This is a genomic window from Pedobacter sp., assembly GCF_040513095.1.
In the GTDB taxonomy this organism is placed as follows: Bacteria; Bacteroidota; Bacteroidia; order Sphingobacteriales; family Sphingobacteriaceae; genus Pedobacter.
The window spans coordinates 1-20,223 of record NZ_JBEVDX010000036.1; the positions used below are offsets into that span (position 1 = coordinate 1).

General features: G+C 43.5%; 23 protein-coding genes. 14 read left to right on the plus strand and 9 right to left on the minus strand.

Going from position 1 to position 20,223, the window contains the following annotated elements:
* Positions 1–62: 62 nt before the first annotated feature.
* Genes hisA through ABWY16_RS04915 form a run of 4 tightly spaced genes read left to right on the plus strand, consistent with a single transcriptional unit; the run spans position 63 to position 3,051 of the window.
* A complete protein-coding gene (gene hisA / locus ABWY16_RS04900; protein ID WP_353903536.1) occupies positions 63–812 on the plus strand; it encodes a 1-(5-phosphoribosyl)-5-[(5-phosphoribosylamino)methylideneamino]imidazole-4-carboxamide isomerase in 750 nt (249 codons plus the stop codon).
* 3 nt (positions 813–815) lie between these two features.
* On the plus strand, positions 816–1,571 hold the full coding sequence (gene hisF / locus ABWY16_RS04905; RefSeq protein ID WP_353903537.1) for an imidazole glycerol phosphate synthase subunit HisF: 756 nt from the start codon (positions 816–818) through the stop codon (positions 1,569–1,571).
* Positions 1,568–2,155 carry a bifunctional phosphoribosyl-AMP cyclohydrolase/phosphoribosyl-ATP diphosphatase HisIE gene (hisIE, locus tag ABWY16_RS04910; RefSeq protein ID WP_353903538.1) on the plus strand — a complete coding sequence of 196 codons (588 nt, stop codon included), beginning with the start codon at positions 1,568–1,570 and terminating at the stop codon, positions 2,153–2,155. Before hisF ends, hisIE begins: the two co-directional genes overlap by 4 nt.
* Complete coding sequence (locus tag ABWY16_RS04915) at positions 2,155–3,051, plus strand: WD40 repeat domain-containing protein (protein ID WP_353903539.1); 897 nt, start codon at positions 2,155–2,157, stop codon at positions 3,049–3,051. The genes hisIE and ABWY16_RS04915 overlap by 1 nt, the downstream gene beginning before the upstream one ends.
* A gap of 16 nt (positions 3,052–3,067) precedes the next feature.
* Here the strand turns inward: ABWY16_RS04915 and ABWY16_RS04920 are convergent, their stop codons facing one another.
* Positions 3,068–3,847: a C40 family peptidase gene (locus ABWY16_RS04920; RefSeq protein WP_353903540.1), complete on the minus strand. Its 780-nt coding sequence runs from the start codon at positions 3,845–3,847 to the stop codon at positions 3,068–3,070.
* A gap of 140 nt (positions 3,848–3,987) precedes the next feature.
* Here ABWY16_RS04920 and ABWY16_RS04925 point away from each other — a divergent pair, with 140 nt between their 5' ends.
* Positions 3,988–4,437 (plus strand): universal stress protein, encoded by a 450-nt coding sequence (locus tag ABWY16_RS04925; protein WP_353903541.1) that lies wholly within the window; start codon positions 3,988–3,990, stop codon positions 4,435–4,437.
* Positions 4,438–4,503: 66 nt separating this feature from the next.
* On the opposite strand, the gene ABWY16_RS04930 is transcribed toward ABWY16_RS04925, so the two are convergent.
* Positions 4,504–4,854 carry a 4Fe-4S dicluster domain-containing protein gene (locus ABWY16_RS04930; protein ID WP_353903542.1) on the minus strand — a complete coding sequence of 117 codons (351 nt, stop codon included), beginning with the start codon at positions 4,852–4,854 and terminating at the stop codon, positions 4,504–4,506.
* 78 nt (positions 4,855–4,932) lie between these two features.
* Between ABWY16_RS04930 and ABWY16_RS04935 the strand changes: the two genes are divergently transcribed.
* The 9 genes from ABWY16_RS04935 (at position 4,933) to ABWY16_RS04975 (ending at position 13,599) form a co-directional block, all read left to right on the plus strand.
* On the plus strand, positions 4,933–5,952 hold the full coding sequence (locus tag ABWY16_RS04935; protein WP_353903543.1) for an acyl-CoA reductase: 1,020 nt from the start codon (positions 4,933–4,935) through the stop codon (positions 5,950–5,952).
* Positions 5,953–6,336: 384 nt separating this feature from the next.
* Positions 6,337–6,540, plus strand: coding sequence for a fructose-6-phosphate aldolase (locus tag ABWY16_RS04940; RefSeq protein ID WP_265790671.1), 204 nt, complete (start codon positions 6,337–6,339; stop codon positions 6,538–6,540).
* 3 nt (positions 6,541–6,543) lie between these two features.
* Complete coding sequence (locus ABWY16_RS04945; RefSeq protein ID WP_353903544.1) at positions 6,544–7,227, plus strand: cell division ATP-binding protein FtsE; 684 nt, start codon at positions 6,544–6,546, stop codon at positions 7,225–7,227.
* 126 nt (positions 7,228–7,353) lie between these two features.
* The gene (locus ABWY16_RS04950) at positions 7,354–7,941 is read left to right on the plus strand and encodes a nucleotide exchange factor GrpE (RefSeq protein ID WP_353903545.1); all 588 of its coding nucleotides are present in this window, start codon (positions 7,354–7,356) and stop codon (positions 7,939–7,941) included.
* A gap of 2 nt (positions 7,942–7,943) precedes the next feature.
* Positions 7,944–9,119 (plus strand): molecular chaperone DnaJ, encoded by a 1,176-nt coding sequence (gene dnaJ / locus ABWY16_RS04955; RefSeq protein WP_353903546.1) that lies wholly within the window; start codon positions 7,944–7,946, stop codon positions 9,117–9,119.
* Between the two features lie 116 nt (positions 9,120–9,235).
* Entirely contained in the window at positions 9,236–10,321 is a 1,086-nt protein-coding gene (locus ABWY16_RS04960) for an AI-2E family transporter (RefSeq protein ID WP_353903547.1), read from the plus strand.
* A 96-nt stretch (positions 10,322–10,417) separates the two neighbouring features.
* Entirely contained in the window at positions 10,418–11,323 is a 906-nt protein-coding gene (locus ABWY16_RS04965; protein ID WP_353903548.1) for an ABC transporter ATP-binding protein, read from the plus strand.
* A 4-nt stretch (positions 11,324–11,327) separates the two neighbouring features.
* On the plus strand, positions 11,328–12,659 hold the full coding sequence (locus tag ABWY16_RS04970; RefSeq protein WP_353903549.1) for an ABC transporter permease: 1,332 nt from the start codon (positions 11,328–11,330) through the stop codon (positions 12,657–12,659).
* A gap of 16 nt (positions 12,660–12,675) precedes the next feature.
* Complete coding sequence (locus tag ABWY16_RS04975) at positions 12,676–13,599, plus strand: Ppx/GppA phosphatase family protein (protein WP_353903550.1); 924 nt, start codon at positions 12,676–12,678, stop codon at positions 13,597–13,599.
* On the opposite strand, the gene ABWY16_RS04980 is transcribed toward ABWY16_RS04975, so the two are convergent.
* The 7 genes from ABWY16_RS04980 to msrA all read right to left on the minus strand — a co-directional run bounded on the left by ABWY16_RS04980 (position 13,596) and on the right by msrA (position 19,998).
* On the minus strand, positions 13,596–14,171 hold the full coding sequence (locus ABWY16_RS04980) for a Maf family protein (protein ID WP_353903551.1): 576 nt from the start codon (positions 14,169–14,171) through the stop codon (positions 13,596–13,598). The genes ABWY16_RS04975 and ABWY16_RS04980 overlap by 4 nt on opposite strands.
* A 73-nt stretch (positions 14,172–14,244) precedes the next feature.
* Positions 14,245–14,628, minus strand: a complete 384-nt coding sequence (locus ABWY16_RS04985; protein ID WP_353903552.1) for a DUF4890 domain-containing protein — start codon at positions 14,626–14,628, stop codon at positions 14,245–14,247.
* 104 nt (positions 14,629–14,732) lie between these two features.
* Positions 14,733–15,260 carry a KdsC family phosphatase gene (locus tag ABWY16_RS04990; protein ID WP_353903553.1) on the minus strand — a complete coding sequence of 176 codons (528 nt, stop codon included), beginning with the start codon at positions 15,258–15,260 and terminating at the stop codon, positions 14,733–14,735.
* Between the two features lie 65 nt (positions 15,261–15,325).
* Entirely contained in the window at positions 15,326–16,093 is a 768-nt protein-coding gene (locus ABWY16_RS04995; RefSeq protein WP_353903554.1) for a Rossmann-like and DUF2520 domain-containing protein, read from the minus strand.
* Positions 16,094–18,559 carry a heme lyase CcmF/NrfE family subunit gene (locus ABWY16_RS05000; RefSeq protein WP_353903555.1) on the minus strand — a complete coding sequence of 822 codons (2,466 nt, stop codon included), beginning with the start codon at positions 18,557–18,559 and terminating at the stop codon, positions 16,094–16,096.
* A 5-nt stretch (positions 18,560–18,564) separates the two neighbouring features.
* Positions 18,565–19,032, minus strand: a complete 468-nt coding sequence (locus ABWY16_RS05005; protein ID WP_353903556.1) for a cytochrome c maturation protein CcmE domain-containing protein — start codon at positions 19,030–19,032, stop codon at positions 18,565–18,567.
* 297 nt (positions 19,033–19,329) lie between these two features.
* Positions 19,330–19,998: a peptide-methionine (S)-S-oxide reductase MsrA gene (gene msrA / locus ABWY16_RS05010; protein WP_353903557.1), complete on the minus strand. Its 669-nt coding sequence runs from the start codon at positions 19,996–19,998 to the stop codon at positions 19,330–19,332.
* Between the last annotated feature and the right edge of the window lie 225 nt (positions 19,999–20,223).

A 20,223-nucleotide genomic window follows, 5' to 3' on the forward strand; every position in this document is an offset into this window, starting at 1 on the left:
AGAGAAGTCCGGTGCTGCCGGAGAACGTTTATTATTGAATTTTTCAAACTTAAAATAACAAGATGTACATTATTCCCGCTATAGATATTTTAGATGGCAAGGTTGTCCGGTTAACCGAAGGCGACTACAACCAAAAAACAGTGTATGAAGTATCGATTGCCGAAATGATCGAAACTTACCGGTCTAACGGTACCGAGTTTATTCATATCATTGATTTAAATGGTGCCAAAGGGGATTTCAGTAACCAGGCCGAACTGTTCGAGATTATCCACAAAACAGATATGCGCGTACAGTACGGAGGTGGTATCCGAACCATTGAGCAGGTAACCAAATTACTAGATGCAGGCATTCACCGTGTGATCGTGGGCACACAAGCCATCACAAACCCTGATTTCCTTGCTGAACTTAGCAAAGAAGTGGGCAAAAAATACGATTACGCCAACCGTATCGTGATTGCTATTGATGTACTTGATGAAGTAATCAAATATTCAGGCTGGATGGAAAGCTCTCCGATTAAACTGATGGACTATGTTGATAAATGTCTTCAGCTCGGTTTCTTCAGGTTCCTGTGTACAGATATCAACAAAGACGGTAAACTGGGCGGTGCCGCAGTAGACCTGTACAAAAAGCTATTGGAGCACTCACCTTTCATCAAACTAATTGCTTCCGGAGGCGTAAGCTCAATGGAAGATATAGAAGAACTGGCTAAACTCGAAGTAAGATCTGTAGTAGTAGGCAAAGCGATCTATGAAAACCGCATCACTATCGACGAAATCAAGGAGTGGAACCTTAGGGCAATGACTTCCCTGTAATCCATGCTGAGTAAACGTATCATCCCATGTCTCGACGTTAAGGACGGCAGGACAGTTAAAGGAGTTAACTTCGTAGATCTTAAGGATGCAGGAGACCCCGTGGAGCTGGCATGGCAATATGCCCGGCAGGGTGCTGATGAGCTGGTATTTCTTGACATAACAGCTACCCACGAACGTCGTAAAACGATGATCGAAATGGTAAAGTCTGTAGCAAGACAACTCAACATTCCCTTTACGATTGGCGGTGGTATCACTGAAATCGCTGATGCTGAGGCTCTCCTTAATGCAGGTGCAGATAAGATCAGCATCAACTCTGCCGCAGTTAAAAACCCGCAGCTGATTGCAGATCTGGCCAAAGTATTTGGCAGACAGTTCGTCGTTGTTGCAGTGGACACCAAACTTGTAGGCGGAAAGAATATGGTGCACCTGAATGGCGGCCGGCTGATCACTGAACTGGAAACAGAGAAATGGATCAAAGAGGCCGAGGATCTGGGCGCAGGAGAAATTCTGCTGACTTCGATGGACCATGACGGCACAAAACAGGGCTTCGATTGCAATTTACTGCAAACAATCAGTCAGATGATCAATATCCCGGTAATCGCCTCTGGCGGTGCAGGAACAATTGATCACTTTACAGAAGTTTTTACAACTACAGGCGTGGATGCTGCACTCGCAGCCTCGGTTTTTCACTTTGGTGAGATCCCGATCCCGGTGTTGAAGAACGAATTAAAAAAACACAACATACCAGTAAGGTTATGAATATAGATTTTGAAAAAACCGATGGTTTGGTTCCTGTGATCATTCAGGATGTACAAACATTGGAAGTGTTAATGCTGGGTTACATGAACCAGGAAGCATGGACAAAAACACAGGCAGAAGGCAAAGTAACTTTCTATTCGCGCTCAAAGAGCCGTTTGTGGACCAAAGGAGAAGAAAGTGGAAACTTTCTGTACGTAAAAGAAACACATATTGACTGCGATAACGATACCATCCTGATTAAAGCCACACCGGTAGGCCCAACCTGCCATACAGGTAGCAGAAGCTGCTTTAAAACCAACTTTAACCAGAACTTTATCTTTGAACTGGAAAAAATAATCGGCGACAGATACGACAATCCTACTGAAGAATCGTATGTAAATAAACTCCGCAAGAAAGGATTGAACAAGATTGCCCAAAAAGTGGGTGAAGAAGGTGTGGAAACTGTTATTGCGGCACTGAACGAAACTGATGTGGACTTTGTGAACGAAAGTTCCGACCTGGTATTCCACTTGCTGGTTTTGCTGAGGGAAAAAGGAAAAACACTGGCTGATATTGGAGTAAACCTTGAAGGAAGGCACAGGTAATGCTGAAACATGTTAAATCACTGAGCGGACACCAGAACCCCGTATACGCTTTAGCTAACTCTGGTAAAGAAGGCATCTTTTTTACCGGAGGTAATGATAAAGGCGTGGTAGAATGGTCGCTGGAGAAAATGTCTTTTCTGAAAGTACTGATGCCGGTAAAAAGTTCGGTTTACAGTCTTCATTATTATGCTGAACAGCTGTTTGCAGGTCAGCGAAGTGGTGAAGTATCTATATTCGATTTCAGCACACAAACTATAAAAGCCTCTTTCCAGGCACACGAAAAACCGGTATTTGACATTGTTGTCATTCCTTCCAAACAGGAATTCCTCACCGCAAGTGAGGATGGTACTGTAGGTGTCTGGTCGCTTGTTGATCATTCTTTACTTTACCGTATTCCCGTTTCATATGATACAGTAAGGGCAATAGCAATCAGTCCTGATACCGAACATGCCGCATTCGGCTGTAAAGATGGCATGATCCGCATTTATAACCTTACCGATTACGGTCTTGAACACACGCTGGAAAAACATACGCTGCCGGTAACTTCAGTTCAATATTCGCCTGATGGCAAATACCTGATCTCCGGTGGAAGAGATGCACAGCTGAACTTCTGGTCGCTGCCCGAATACGAATTTAAACACAATATTCCTGCACACCTCTTTAGTGTCTACGGTATTGCTTTTAATCCCGTACTTCCTTATTTCGCCACGGCCAGCCAGGACAAAAGCATTAAGTTATGGGGCGCTGAAGACTTAAGGCTCTACAAAATCCTAAGTATTGAAAAAAATACTCACGGTCATACACACTCAATTAATAAGCTGGTGTGGACACCAGACGGCAAATACCTGATTACAACAGGTGATGACAAACTCGTCATGGTCTGGGAATGGGAGTAGTTTACCAGCTCTATAATCAGAAAAACCTCTTAATGATCCTGAGCTTATGCGTATATCTGCCTAACTCCGGATTGTAAATCCCCTGATCATCTATAGGATCAATCCTTACTCTTCCCGATGCATGAATGATCCTGTGCTGATCTAAAAGGATCCCCACATGGATAATCCTGCCTTCGGCATTGTCAAAAAAAGCCAGGTCGCCCGTTTTTACTTCCGGCAGAAAATTCACTGTATCACCCTGTTCCGCCTGCTGTGCAGCATCCCTTTTGATCCGGATACCTGCTAGTTTAAAAACCGCCTGTGAGAACCCCGAACAATCTATCCCGAACAGCGTCCTTCCACCCCAGAGATAAGGGGCATTCCTGAAGAACTTAGCCAGTTCCGTTATTTTCTCTTCAGTAACCGGAGATACCTGATAAGGATCAAATGATACTTTGAACTGCTGATTGCCTATCTGGCAGGAACCATTGGCGTATGCCGGTAGAACAGCAGAAGACGGCAAATAAAAAGCTGTCTCATCCTGCGCTGTAACAGTATTCACAACATCAGCAGGCACCAGCGTCTTATAATCCTGAGCCGATAAATACTCTTCATGGCTGACCACTATCAACTGCTTAAAATCCATCCATCCCTCATAATCATCATAGGCATTGCGGATGCGCCACCAGGGCTGTACTTCTTCAAGCACTTCCACAGCATCGCCAAACAACAATTGTGTGGCGATCTCTGCTTTATCGGAAGCGGCCGGTCGTAAAGGTGCAATGGCTACCCTGCAGATTGCAAATTTCTGTTCCATAGTAAATATCGGTCGTAAGTTTCAATTAAAGCAATAATGTAACGGTCTATAAAATTAATGATCCTGAACTAATAAACGTCATTTTAAACATTTGATTCATAAAATTGTTAATTTAGTATTACAAATTAAGAAACCATATTATGAACTTCAGGAAGATTTTAATAGCCGTTGACAACAGTACATGCGCTGAAAAGGCTGCAAAATCAGGCTATGAAATGGCTAAGGCCTTTGACGCAGAAGTTGCGCTGGCAAATATTATTGAGCCGATACCAGCTACCATTAACCAGGACCTTACCCTTGCCCCGGTTTTCCTGGAAACGTATGATAATAGTGAAGAAAACAGCCATGTATTGCTGAAGGAAATAGAAACAACCTATTCAGGAGGGATCAAAACTACTTATCTGAGTATTATCGACAGTGCCGCTCACGGCATTGTGAACCAGGCTGAAGAATGGGGCGCAGATCTGATCGTGATCGGTACCTATGGGAGAACAGGCCTGTACCATTTCCTGATGGGCAGTGTGGCAGAACATGTTGCCCGCAAATCAGCCTGCCCGGTAATGATCATTCCGAATAAGGCGGAGGTTTAACCAGAAAATCGCTATATAACAGAAAAGGACGCAAATGCGTCCTTTTCTGTTATATAGCGATTAGGACTAGCCTTCCTGATGTAACCAGGCTTTTTTCTTTAATAATTCTTCTTCAGTTTCACGGATATCTTCGTCATCCACGCAACAATCTACCGGACAAACAGCCGCACACTGGGGCTCATCATGAAAACCTTTGCACTCTGTACATTTATCTGAAACGATATAATAAACCTCGTCAGAAACTGCTTCCTGAGCTGCACCTGCGTCAACCTCCTGGTCACCGAAATCAATAATGCCGTCCAGGCTGGTACCATCTGAAAATCTCCAGGCTGTACCTGCATCATAAATTGCATTATTCGGGCATTCAGGCTCACATGCTCCGCAATTAATACATTCGTCTGTTATTTTAATAGCCATGTCTTAGTATAAATCTAGTTGCTAAAGTTACCTTTGCAGTGCAAATATAACAATTAATCGTTTAAAATCATTCCAAACATGCCTACCCTTACTGCTGAAAAGTTAATTATTGCATTTCATAAACTAAGTAATTTCCTGAATCAGCCAGATGATGATTTTAACAGGGTAATCGATTCAGCCCTGAATCATAACGCCTGGTTCCAGCCTGAGGAAGTAAGACGGTCACTGACCTCTTTAAAGGACATGTTGTCTCCCGCCCCTCTGGAAAAATGGTTCGAACAGGTAACAGTGACAGAGGTACCGAAAAAGATAGGGATGATCCTGGCGGGAAATATCCCAATGGTAGGTTTTCATGATATACTCTGCGTACTGGCTACCGGAAATACAGCCATGATTAAACTTTCATCATCTGATGACAAACTTCTTCCGGCCCTCCTTAAACAACTGATTAATTTTGAACCTGCGCTTACCGAACGGATTATCTTTACGGAAAGGCTAAAAGATTTTGATGCGATCATCGCAACCGGCAGCAACAATTCCTCGAGGTATTTTGACTATTACTTTGGCAAAGTGCCAAACATTATCAGAAAGAACCGTAACAGCATTGCCGTGCTGGATGGCAAAGAAAGCAGTGAAGAAATTGCGTTATTGGGCCACGACATCTTTGATTATTTCGGACTGGGTTGCCGTAATGTGTCTAAAGTTTACCTTCCTGAAGGTTATGAGATCAAAAACTTCTTTGAACCCCTGGAAAGTTTTCAGCCAATCATCAATCACTTCAAATACAATAACAATTACGATTATAACAAGTCCATCTATCTGGTGAATGCTGAGCCGCATTTTGACAATGGCTTTGTACTGTTGAAAGAGGATGCTGGGCTGTCTTCCCCCCTTGCTGTGCTTTTCTTTGAATACTATGCAAGCCTGGAAGAACTCAATGAAAAACTGAAAGGGATACAGGAGCAGATTCAATGTGTAGTTTCGCATGCTGATCTGAAACTGGAAAGTGATGTAGTCAGCTTTGGACAAAGTCAGCATCCTCAGTTATGGGATTACGCAGATAACGTCAATACTATTGAATTCCTTAACAGCCTTTAATACACTAAGCACGATATATGCATTGCTCGTATACTGGTCGTGGAGAGATTTGTAAGTGCTCGGAGACAGTTCTGTGAGCGCTCTTTATGGCCATACCTCAAACATACCACACCTTTACCGCAGTCTTACCTCAGGTATACCTTTCAGGTAACCAAATGGTATGTCTGATGTATATCCGGACTATGACTAAATTAAAGGTATAGGGAGCACTCAGCGAACACTCACATAATACTCCCGGATCCTTGTACGACCAATGTACGAACAGTACACGAAGCTCATATATACAGTACCCGGAACGATCAGGAAAGCTTTTTGAATTAAAAGAAGCTGCTTAACAATGCTTCCTTTCGTAATTCTCATTTTGAAACACTATTTTTGAACAAAATGTATGTAATCAAAGTTAAAGGCATTGCCAAAATACCGGACTATGTTCAGCTACGGGACGATAAGTTTACGCTGCTGGCCTATTTCAGGGTAGACAGACCGGATAAATCCCTGGATAAACTGGGTTTGGGCGACAAGCTGCCTTATATTATGGACCTGGTAAAAGACTTACCATTTGGTCAGATTGCAAAATTAGATATTTAAACAATGACAGGAAACGCAGTTATCAATTTAAAGAATGTAGATGTATTTCAACAGAAACACCTGGTGCTCTCCAATGTAAATCTCAATATAGATAAAGGTGAATTTGTATTCCTGATCGGCCAGACCGGTTCCGGAAAAAGCAGTTTGCTGAAAATCATTTACGGAGATCTTCACATTGGTAATGGCGAAGGACAGATTGCAGGATTCGATCTGAAGAAACTGGCAGAAAAAGATGTTCCGTTCCTGCGCAGGAAACTGGGTATCGTATTCCAGGACTTTCAGCTGCTGACAGACCGTACCGTTGAGCAGAACCTTGATTTTGTACTGAAAGCTACAGGCTGGAAGGACAAAAAACTGATTGAGGAACGCGTTAAGGATGTGCTTGAAAAAGTAGGTCTCCGTTCAAAAATCAGGAAAATGCCACATGAGCTGTCGGGCGGAGAGCAGCAGCGCGTAGTAATTGCCCGCTCCCTGCTGAACAATCCCGATATCATTCTTGCGGATGAACCTACAGGAAATCTGGATCCTGATACATCTGAAGAAATCGTATTACTACTGAAACAGATCAGCCAGAACGGTACAGCAGTACTGATGGCAACCCATGATTACCATATTATCCGTACCCTACCCTCACGTATCATCAAATGTGAATCTGGTATTGTACACGAAGATGCCACAATAAACTAAGGTATTCCTGACAAAAATTTCCTTTTCAGCCATTCTGTACAGTGTTGTTCAACCAAAACTGACAGCATGGCTGATATATCCTATTGGCAAACAATTTGACTTTATACCCAAAAATTCTACTATAGTATGTTTAGCAAGAAGAAACCGAACGATACAGAAAATCCTACTACGGAAAACACTGCAGAAGAGCAGTTAAATAATGAGCAAGTTGATGACGCGGGTGCGGCAACGGAGGAAACAGTAACAGAGCCTGTTGAAGAGATTTCTGCTGAAGAGAAACTAAAGCTGGAAGTTGCAGCACTGAATGATAAATACTTACGCCTTTTCGCTGAATTTGACAACTACAAAAGACGTACACAAAAAGAACGTGTTGAACTTTTACAGACAGCAGGTAAAGATGTGATCATTTCAATGCTCCCTGTGCTGGACGATTTTGACCGTGCAAATAAAGCGACTGAAAATGCCATTGATATCAGCGCGATCCGCGAAGGTGTACAGCTGGTACATACCAAACTCAAAAGCATTCTGGTTCAGAAAGGCTTGAAAGAAATGGAAAGCATCAATACTGTATTTGATACAGATCTTCATGAAGCGATTACTAAAATCCCTGCCCCTACAGATGAGCTGAAAGGAAAGGTTATAGATGAATTAGAAAAAGGATACACTTTAAATGATAAAGTGATCCGCTTTGCAAAAGTTGTTGTTGGCAGTTAATTATGAGTAAAAGAGATTATTACGATATCCTTGGCGTAGGCAAAAGCTCTTCACCTGAAGAGATAAAAAAAGCTTATAGAAAGTTGGCTATAAAATACCATCCTGACAAAAACCCGGATGATCATACTGCGGAGGATAAATTCAAGGAAGCTGCTGAAGCTTACGAGATCCTGAGCAACCCTGAGAAAAAACAACGCTATGACCATTATGGCCATGCAGGTGTTGGTGGCGCATCAGGTGGCGGCGGCTATGGCGGCGGCGGTATGAATATGGAAGATATCTTTAGCCAGTTTGGGGATATCTTTGGCGGCGGCGGTGGCGGCGGCAGTCCTTTCGAGAGCTTTTTCGGTGGGCAGCAGCGTGGCGGTGCCAGCGGCAGACGGGTATCCAAAGGATCCAACCTTCGTATCAAGGTAAAACTCACTCTTGAAGAAATAGCGCATGGCGCAGAGAAAAAGATCAAGGTAAACAAACAGGTAGTTTGTAAAACCTGTGACGGCAGCGGTGCAAAAGATAAATCATCAATCAGCACCTGTAAAACATGTGGTGGAAATGGTTCAGTGCGCAGGGTAACAAATACTATCCTGGGACAAATGCAAACGACTGCCACCTGCCCTACCTGTAACGGATCAGGCAGCCAGATTACTTCAAAATGTAACTCTTGTCATGGTGAAGGAACAGTACGCGGTGAAGAAACCATTTCAATCAATATCCCTGCGGGAGTAAGTGACGGAATGCAGCTGAGCATGAGCGGAAAAGGAAATGCTGCACCTAATGGTGGTATTCCGGGAGACCTGATCATCCTGATCGAAGAAATTCCTCACGAAACCCTCAAACGCGAAGGTAACAACGTGGTTTATGACCTGCACCTGAGCATTGTTGATGCTGCTTTGGGTTATAGCGCTGAAGTACCTACAATTGATGGTAAGGCGAAGATAAAAATTGAACCTGGAACACAAAGCGGAAAGCTGTTAAGGCTGAAAGCAAAAGGTATTCCTGAAGTGAATTCGTACCACCGCGGAGACCAGATCATTCACGTCAATATCTGGACACCAAAAGCATTGAGCAGTGAAGAGCGCAGTATGCTGGAGAAATTAAGAGATTCTCCAAACTTCAAACCTCAGCCAGGTAAGAATGACAAGAGCTTCTTCGAAAAAATGAAAGAATATTTTGAGTAAAATCATAATATAAAAAATAAATTTTACTGATGAATGCCCCCGTAAAGCTAAAAGCTTAGCGGGGGCATTTTTTATGCCGGAAACATTTCCCGAAAAGTGTTGTTCTGTAATTAATTATGGATAAACTTCAACACAGCATTTACACTCTTTTATTTTTCTTTCTGACCTTTGCGGGCCTTTATTTCGCCGCTGAATTTTTGATCCCTATAGCTTTAGCCGCCATCTTTGCGATGTTGCTCAGCAGGCTCTCATCCTGGTTTGAAAGTAAAGGCATGGGCAGAGGAATAGCCTCCCTTCTCTGCATACTGATTTTCCTGGTCTCGATAGCCATTGTGGTGACCCTACTGGCCTGGCAGCTAAGCGGATTTGCAGAAAATATAGATGTAATGAAAGATCGTGTAGTGAGTTTATTTACCAACCTGCGCCGCTGGCTGCACGAAAGCACAGGGATAACAATGAAGCAACAGCAGCTTATGGTTAAGGAAAGCAGCACAGGAAGTGGTGCTGGCTCTATGCTGGCAAGCTTTGCGGCAAGTATGATGGGCATCCTTGTAAATGCTATACTTGTAATAGTATATATGTTCCTTTTCCTGGTATACCGCTCCCATATCAAAAAATTCATCCTTAAACTTGTTCCGGTAGACGAAAAGAACACGGCCGAAAATATAGTACATAAAGCGGGAAATGTATCCCAGCAGTACTTAGGCGGACTTGGCGCAATGATCGTCATGCTCTGGATCATGTATGGCATAGGCTTCAGTATAGTTGGTGTTGAAAGCGCGATCTTTTTTGCAGTCTTGTGTGGTATCCTTGAGATTATTCCTTTCGTAGGCAATATTACAGGGACATCTTTAACTGTCCTGTCCGTGGTTGCACAGGGTGGTGATACAAAAATGATCATCGGGGTTCTGGTCACCTACGCATTTGTCCAGTTTATCCAGACCTACCTGCTGGAACCACTGATAGTAGGAGAACAGGTAAATATTAATCCTTTGTTCACCATTCTTGTAATCGTACTGGGAGAAATGGTATGGGGCGTTGCCGGAATGATCCTTGCAATCCCTCTGCTGGGTATCGTTAAGATTATCTGCGATCAGGTTCCCCAGCTGCAACCCTATGGATTTTTAATCGGAACGGAAAAGCAGCGGCAGAAGAAAACAGGGCTGACAGATAAACTTAAGCTCATGTTTTCAAAAGCATAGCATCCCCGGCTATACTTTGCAAATAATATCATAGAATCTGTAACAATTGTTACTCTTTGTATACTAACATAGAACTAAACAACTAAAACTATTTCTATGTTAAGCGTAAACAATATTGTGAAACAATATGCAGAACACCGCGCACTTGATGATGTAAGTCTCAGAGTTGAACAGGGTAAGATATTTGGACTGCTTGGGCCCAATGGTGCCGGAAAAACATCCCTGATCCGGATCATTACCCAAATCACGGCACCAGACAGCGGAGAGGTCATATTCAGCGGACAGCGGTTAAACTCAAATCACATTGCCCGGATCGGCTATCTTCCGGAAGAACGCGGACTGTACAAGAAAATGGAAATCGGTGAGCAGGTACTTTATCTGGCGCGGCTGAAAGGATTGAGTACTGCCGAAGCCACAAAACGGGTAAGATACTGGTTCGAAAAGCTTGAAATGGGCGGCTGGTGGAACAAAAAGGTGGAAGACCTCAGTAAGGGAATGCAGCAGAAAGTACAGTTTGTAGCCACGATCCTGCATCAGCCGGAACTGATCATCCTCGATGAACCCTTCTCAGGTTTTGATCCGGTCAACGCAGAGATCATCAAAAATGAAATTCTTGAATTAAATAAACAGGGCGCAACGTTTATATTCTCTACCCACCGCATGGAGTCTGTAGAAGAATTATGTGACAGCATCGCACTGATCCACCGCTCTAAAAAGATACTGGATGGCTCTGTTGAAGAAATCAAGGAAAAATACAGGAACAACACTTACTGGCTGGAATATGAAGGGGAATATAATACTGATCTTCCTTCTGATATTTTTGACATCCTGCATAAGGAGCTTAACAAGGGCAAAACCAAGCTGAAAGTACAGTTGAAAGAGGGCCGGTCAGCCAACAATATGCTTGCTGCATTACTACCTGTAGTAAACATCCAGCGCCTCGATGAGGTGATCCCCACCATGAACGACATTTTTATTGACAAGGTAAAAACCAAAGACTAAGGATATGAACAAAATCTTACTCATTATACAACGGGAATACCTTTCGCGGGTAAAGAAAAAATCATTCATCGTTATGACATTGCTCACCCCGGTAATATTTGCCGGATTCTACGGCATAATGATCTACTTTTCCATCCAGGGGATTAAGGGCACTACCAACAAAATTGCGGTAGTGAATACGAATAAAACCCTGACAGAAAAACTCGTTTCCTCCAAAAACGCAACTTATACCTATGTAAATAAACCCCTGGCGGCCATGAAAGCAGACCTGGCCAAAGACGGTTACGATTACGTGCTTTATTTACCTGAATTCAGCCTTGATGCACCAGCAGGAATACAACTCCTTGGTACCAAACAAGCGGGCTTAAACCTAAATAACAAAGTATCTGACGATGTAGAAAATGCCATCCGCAATCAGAAACTGAAACAAAGCGGCCTCGCACAGCAGGACCTCGATAACCTCAAATCTTCAGTCGATATCGACATGAAGAAAATAGGTGAGACCGGTAAGGAGGAGGACTCAAGCGCAGGAGCAAGCACGATCATCGCCTATGTAGGAGGAATTCTGATGTTCATGTTTATCCTTCTGTATGGCATCCAGGTAATGCGTGGCGTGATCGAAGAAAAAACAAACCGGATTATTGAAGTGATGATTTCTTCAGTGAAACCCTTCCAGCTGATGATGGGAAAGATCATCGGGATCGCCATGGTGGGCCTTACACAGTTTATTCTCTGGATTGTTCTTACCGGAATCATCTCCACAGCAGTGGTTAAAATCTACGCAGACAAGACAAATATTACCCAAAGCTCCGTAAGTGCTGCTTTAAAAAAACAGAATGAAAACAAGATACTCAAGGAAGCCACAGAGAAAAGCCCCATAGGAAATATTCAGAAAAGCCTCGCAAACCTAAACTTAACAAAGATCATCACTTTGTTCCTGTTTTTCTTCCTTGGCGGTTACCTGTTTTATAGTGCCCTGTATGCAGCGATAGGCTCTGCAGTAGATAGCGAAACCGAAACACAGCAGTTTATGTTTCCTGTCATGCTACCGCTCCTCCTGGGATATTCCTTGTCATTGAGCGTGGTGACAAATGATCCTTACGGGAATATGGCTTTCTGGTTGTCTATGATCCCTTTCACCTCTCCTATTGCGATGATGGTAAGACTGCCCTATGGTGTGCCCGACTGGCAGCTGGCATTGTCCATGGCATTACTGATTCTGGGATTTATCGGTACAGTGTGGGTAGCATCAAGGATATACAGGGTAGGAATATTGATGTATGGCAAGAAAACCAGTATGAAAGAAATGATCAAGTGGTTTACTTATAAGAATTGATGTATTTTGCAGCATTATGAAAGCAGCAGTTATAGATCTCGGTACAAATACATTTCATTTGATTATAGCAGAAATCACATCTGTTGGAGTAGAAGTAATTTACAAGACAAATGTACCGGTAAGGCTGGGGGAAGGCCGTATTAACGACAACGTAATCATACCCGAAGCTTTTGAAAGAGGTATTCAGACGCTCAGGGATTTCAGAAAAGAGATTGATCAGTATGATGCGGCAGTGGTAAGGGCCATTGCTACCTCTGCTGTCCGCAGTGCGGGCAACGGGCCTGAATTTGTAGCTGCAGCTGCCGGGAGAGCGGGGATAGTGATAGAAGTGATCTCAGGTGAAGATGAAGCTGCATTTATATTCAACGGTGTAAAAGCAACGGGTGTAATTACCGAAACTTCCCTGATCATGGATATTGGCGGCGGAAGTACAGAATTTATCATCTGCAATGCCGAAGGTTACCTGTGGAAGAAAAGTTACAATATAGGTGCTGCACGGTTGATGCAGGCCTATTTTCATTCTGATCCTATTGGTGAAGGAGATCAGTCCTCCATTATACAACGGCTTAAAGAGGAACTGCCGGATCTGAAAGAAGCCTGTAAAAGGTATAAACCACAGGTTTTAATCGGTTCTGCCGGGGCATTTGAAACTTTTGCTGCCATGCTGCTGAAGGACACCGATATCAGAAGTATCAGTTCAGCCTCGCTGGATATGTCAGCGTATAAAATACTGTCAGAAAAGCTGATCCGTTCAACGCACGCGGAAAGGGAAGTAATGCCGGACCTGATCTCACTGCGAGTAGACATGATTGTAATTGCGGCACTGATCACCAGTTTTGTGATCGAAGAGCTTGAGCTGAAGTCGATCAGCCTTTCCACGTATGACCTGAAGATGGGTGTGCTCTACACGATCCGGGAAGAACAAAATCCCAGCAGCTAATACTGGAAATTTGACAGTGCTGTATAAAGTTTTTCTGTAGGCAATCCCATTACATTGGTATAGGAACCTGTTATCTTCTCGACGGCAACAAAACCCAGCCAGTCCTGGATACCGTATGAACCCGCCTTATCAAAAGGATTAAAGTTGTTCACGTAATGTGCTATCTCCTCCTCAGTGATTACCCTGAACCATACCTCGGTCATGTCGTAGAATGTTTTCAGCTGATCTTTGTACGCAAGGCTTACTCCGGTGTATACCTGATGAACCGTTCCTGATAATTTGACCAGCATTTCGCGGGCAGCAGCTGCATCTGCGGGTTTGCCCATAATCTCTCCGTTATAGGCTACAATTGTATCAGCAGTTATGACCAGGCTGTTTAGACGTTCCTCAGTAAATGCCAACGCTTTCTTTTCAGAGATATAACAGGCGATCTCAGCGGGAGAAAGGTGCTCGGGGTAACTTTCATCAACATCTTTCAAAAGCACGTTAAAATCAAGCCCCATAGCCTGCATGAGCTCCTGTCTGCGTGGAGACTTGGAAGCGAGTATAAGTGGAAAAGTTTGCTTGTACATGATCAATTTAAATATCCGCTAAAATAATAAAAGCGGCCTGGAGCCGCTTCTATTATTTGATATTTTTTCGGGATTAGTTATTGCCCCCTCCGCCCATTCTTTTTTCCATGGCCGCTTTTCTTTCATCCAGGTAAGCCGCATATGCTTTTTTCTGGTCATCAGTCAGCAATCCTTTGATCTTCTCATTGTTTTCCTGCATCATTTTCATCATTTTCTCGCGGGATGCTTTTCTGTCATCACCTGCTTCTTCACGTGCTTTTGCCGCTTGTGTGTTCTGATCAAGCAGGATAGCTTTAACTTTTGTTTGCTGATCTGCTGTCAGTGCTAATTTTTCAGTCAGCTGAGTGGTCGTTTTAGTAGCCCGTTCTTCCGGGGTACCCATCATTCTGCCACCCTGTGCATGTGCAAATGTTACCATACTGAATAACATACCGCAAATAATCAATAATTTTTTCATCCTGTTTTTTTTTAAATTTAAGCCTGTATAAATGCAGGTTTGGTTTGTTTTCGTTTTCAGAATAGAGTGGGAAAACTAAGGAAGGTTTAAAGCAGGTATGATAATTATTTACTGGCATCGGCTGCTGAGGGATTGGCGTCAAACCACCTGCCCTGTATTTTAAGCACTTTTTCGATCACCTCCCTGGCAGCAGTTTTACCACCGCTGAAGGGTGAAATATAACTGCAAATGGCCTTGATATCAGTTGAGGCATCTGCCGGACAGGTTGGAACTCCAACCAGCTTCATCACATTCAGGTCAGGGATATCATCCCCCATGTACAAAACTTCAGCTGCACTGAGGTTATGGGCGTTCAGAAAATTATTGAAAATCTCCACTTTATCAGCTACGCCAAGATACACATCCGGTATGCCCAGACCGGCGAAACGTCTTGCCATAGCCTGTCCGCTGCCCCCGGAGATAATGCAGACATGGTATCCTTTTTTAACGGCCAGCTGTAATGCGTAACCGTCCTTGATATTGAACGTGCGCAAAAGCTCGCCTGACTCCGAAGCAAGGACATCCCCGGTAGTCAGTACCCCGTCTACATCAAACACAAACGTGGTAATTTCTTTTAGTTTTTCCAGTAACATTTGTCCTAAAGATTTATTGGTGGATATTCATAACTGCGCCAAAATAAGCAGCAGAAACGGCAATTCTATAACAGATGCGTTTTTTTAATGCTGTTGCTCAGCGTTTCGTACAACTGCTGCAGCTCCGGCGAGCCCTCAAGCAGTTCCAGATGGCTCTTCATGGTTTCCTGGTCATCTCTAACCGCAGGGCCTGTTTGTACATCGGAAGGTAAGGCATTTTGTATTTTCTGCGCGGTCTCGGTAATCAGAGGCTTGAGAAGATCAAATTTTAGCTGGTGCTGTTCCAGCAACTGACTGCTCAGATGGTAAAGGTGATTGGTAAAATTACAGGCAAAAACAGCTGCGACATGGAGTATTTTGCGCTGTTCACTGCTCAGTTCGGCCACTTGCTGACTCAGCAGATGCGCGACAGCAGCAATCTTTTCCAGTGTCCCCGGGCGGTCGGCCTCAATACAAAAGGGCACATGAGTAAGGTCAATTGACTTGGTTTTGGAAAAGGTCTGCAAAGGATACAGAACGCCGTATCCACTTCCTGCACCTTGAAGGACATTCATGTCTGTGGCGCCGGCAGTATGCACCACAATACCTTTTACACCTTTTAAATGTGAGGCTACAGCCGGTATGGCATCATCCTTCACTGCGATCAGATAGAGATCAGCAGAGCGGTCAATTTCCTGCCAGTCCAGCACAGGTTTTGCTTTGGTCAGTGCAGCCAGGATCTCCGCATTCCGGCTGTCCTGGCTCCATACCTGCACAATCTCCGCCCCCATCGCTTTTAAGGCGATGGCCAGGTGTGTTGCCACATTTCCTGAGCCTATGCAAACTATGTTCATTTATGCCTTTATTTCTTTTTGTCTTCTTACGATAGAAATCAGGAATCCGATAACCATCACAATCAAACCAACCCAGTACAGGTTGATGAACGGGAATTCAATGGATTTAAATACCACCCAGTCTTTCGCCTGCTGAGGTTTTTCAAACACCTGTAACTCCACTTTTTTCTGTTCAGGAAGGATTTTAGTGAAACGTACCCTCAATCCAAGATCAGTAATATTACGGGCAAAATCGAATGTATTGTTACCTTTTACCAGGAAGATCGGCTCAGTTTTATAAATCTTTCCATTCAGGTCGATGTCCAATGGAAGTCCCACTGCAAGATCTCCTTCTGCCAAAGCCAGGCTTTTGGCGGTAGGTTTAAAGTTCAGTCCTTTTACCGTGATAATACCACTGCTGGTATGCAATGTATCGCCTTCGCTTACATTCACGATCCTTGGTTTCTTATAATTGGTTTCATCGCTCTCTGCATCCATCTCACCATGTGACTCCTTTTTATCAGGTGCACTGGTGATATGCGTATACACATCGTATGTAAGGTAATGTTTTGTATCAGGAGAAGCAATCAGCCCCATTTTCTCATTGATCTGAATCCGCGGGTTAAGGTTAAAATCCTCTTTAAGTTTATGACTTTCCTCGTCGTACACCTTAAAGTTCAGGTTATAATACGTATTAGGGGCAATAGTGGTATCGCTAGTATATGTCACCGTAAAACGACCCATTTTCTTTGGCTCATTTTTATAGAGGACAATATTCTCACCCGGCTTGTCCGCTTTTTCAAAATCCTTTACAGGAATAAAGTTGGAGGTATTAATGGAAATAGGCTTGTTTGTAGCTGCAGCGACAAGTGCCCCAACCAATAACAGCGCGAAACCAATGTGAGCTACCGCGGCACCAACCAGTTTACCTTTTCCTGCCACTCCCTGTGACAGTACGCGGGCATTGGATAAGATCGCAAACATACAGCTGAACGAAAGCAAAATGTAAATGAGGTTATTGTAAACATTGGTTACATACACAAATCCTGCTGTTACCACGATGGCAATGATGACCGTTGCGATCAGGCTGCTGTAGAATTTACGTGCATCCGTCCGTTTATATTTTAAGAACTGGGAGAATCCTGAGATCAGCGTTACCAGAATGGCGAAAGGAGCCTGCCACTGGTTATAGTATTTAACTGCATCTATCGGAGGTGCGAAGTTGGTACCAAATGCTTTGTTAAATACCGGAACTGAAGTAGAAAAGATTACCTGTATACAGGCTACGGTTACCACAAGGGCACCGATAAACATCCAGAATTCTCTTGAGTATGTTTCTTCATCTTTATTGGTGATGGGTAATTCTTTCCAGCGGACAGCGATCAGCACCACTGGAATAATCAGGAAAACGATATTGAAGAATACCAGCTGTCCGAACATACCAAGATCGGTAAAGGCATGTACAGATGTTTCTCCAAGAATACCGCTGCGGGTTAGGAACGAAGCGTATAAAACAAGAATGAAACTGATGAGTACCAGTGCGATCGAAGTGAAGAAAGCATGGCCGGTATTTTTGAATGCGATCATTACGTGCAGCGCACCGATTAAGGTAAGCCAGGGAATTAAGGAAGCGTTCTCTACCGGGTCCCAGGCCCAGAAGCCACCGAAGTTCAGTGCCTCATAAGCCCAGAAAGAGCCCATGATGATTCCTGTTCCCAGTACCATAACGGCAAACAATACCCATGGCATTGCAGGTTTTACCCATTCCTTATATCTTTTTGTCCATAGTGCAGCGATTACATAAGCAAAAGGCACAACCATACTGGCGAAACCAAGGAACAGGGTTGGCGGGTGGATCACCATCCAGTAGTTTTGCAGCAATGGATTTAATCCCCTGCCGTCAGTGATAAATTTAAGGTAGTTTTTAAAGTTCTCCGCATCAGCAAATACTACCGGAGCCATATCTTTCAGGTTTACCGCATCCCTTAGCAGGATAAAAGGCGAGCTGCCCACACGGTAATGGAAAATTTCTATACCCAGCAGCATTGAAGTCAGGAATACCTGTGAGAAAGCAATAACAGTCAGTACCGGGTTTTCCCAGGTTTTTGCTTTCCAGATCAGGATTACCCCCAGAATAGACTGCCAGAAGGCCCAAAGCCAGAAACTCCCCTCCTGTCCTTCCCAGAAAGCAGAAACGATATAATATACAGGAAGTGCTTTTGAAGAGTGTGAATACACATAGTAGTACTCATTATAATGATCGAGGATCAGGTAAAATAATGTTCCTCCAATGGCGACGATACTGATGAAGTTGAGCAGGAATCCAATCCGTCCCAGCTTTTGCCAGGATTGATCGGCAAGATCTTTATTGCGTGTAGCGAAGAAATACGAAATAGTTGAAAGTAGTGAAGCTGCAAATGCTAAAACAATAAAAAACTGCCCAACTTTACCGGGAAGGAGGGTTTCTCCTGTGAATTGTATGTCCATTAAAATTATTTGTATTTTATTACCTGTCCGCTGTCTTGCTTAAGCTGGTTGTTCGGAATAACTTTTCCATCCTGGATAGCCTGCCCGTCCTTGTTGATTTCTACCAGGTCATTGTTATATTTTGAAGGGCATTTCATCAGGATTTTTGAAGCATAAAAAGTGTCATTGTTCATCTTGCCTACCAGTACCAGTTTTTCTGAGCGCTCAAAATCCTGAGGCTTTGTTCCGCTGTAAATTACTTTTTTCACCTCCCCTTTTTCATCTTTCATATAGAAAGAGAAATGATTGGGATCTTTAAAAGCATCATAAAAAGTTCCTTTGTCCTTAGCCCAATGTCCCATTACGTGAAACTCCCTGGAGTCTTTCGCCGCTTCAGTGAAAGAAGAGTAATTACTGGTATCAGCATTTAAGCTTACCAGAAAACATACGCAGATCGCAATAGTAATTAAGCCAATAATTGCACTTTTTTTCATTAGTATATAATTATCTTTAATGGTTATGAAGCTGTCATGAGCTTATTTATTTTAACAGTTGTGAAACTTGAATCTATGCCCAGGTTTCATCAGTTGATGTAGTTTAAACAATATCGGGATTGGACAAAAGCCAGTATCGCTATGGTACAAATTATAAGAACACACAAAGATAAAAAATATAAGTTCGTAATGTCGGATAGACGCCTTCTAATACTTTAGATGACAATATATTGATAGTAGGCTGACATAAAAATTACAGAAAAAAACGTGAATGCATAGCGCAGATAGATTTTGCTGCTATTTAAGGTATTCTGGCTTAATCAATTGAGGGAATTCTTCTCTTACATGCATTACCTTTGGTTTGGATACGCTCCTGATATAAGGATCCCAGGTATTTCTTTCATAGTAATCCTGATGCGAACTTTCTGCCGGATAAAAAACTTTAAAGGGCTCCATTTCTGTGACAAAACTTCCCTGGTAATGTTTCTCCCGTTCCATCGCTGACATCACTCTGCTGATGGTCCTGAGTTCCTGAGGGCTGCGGTAAAAGGCAACAGATCTGTATTCCGGCCCTACATCAGGCCCCTGCCTGTTTAGTTCTGTTGGATTATGTGCGATGAAAAATGCTTTTAGCAGCTGTTCATAGGAGATCACAGCGGGATTGTAATAGACCTGCACGGATTCTGCGTGCCCTGTCTGTTGTCCTGATACTTCGTCGTAATTAGGGTTTACAGTAAGCCCGCCGGCATAGCCGCTGATCGCGCTGTTCACTCCTTTCAGCTGGATCAGGCTTTCCTGCATCGCCCAGAAACATCCACCGGCAAAAGTAGCAACAGCTTCATCTGCCGCAGGCTTCGGCAGCACTGCAAAACCGTTTTCACTGGCTATATTCTGTTTCTTTTGTATTGTGCCCGAGCAGGCACTTAACAAGAGTAAAACCGATAGTAAAAAAACACTTGCTTTCATATAGCAATATACGAAATGGTGCATGGCCGGATGTTAACCGGAGTGTCATATTGATGGGATTACCAGGTCATGGGCATCCACTGATGAAGGGTGTGCGGGATAGTCTAAAAGACCCCGAAACAGGCCATCTCAAAAAAGGCAATCCCTGTTTCAATGCCTTCGGGCGTATTCCCGCGCCCGGCAGCATTGAATCAGGGATTGCCTTTTTTCAGCGGAGCAGGGAAA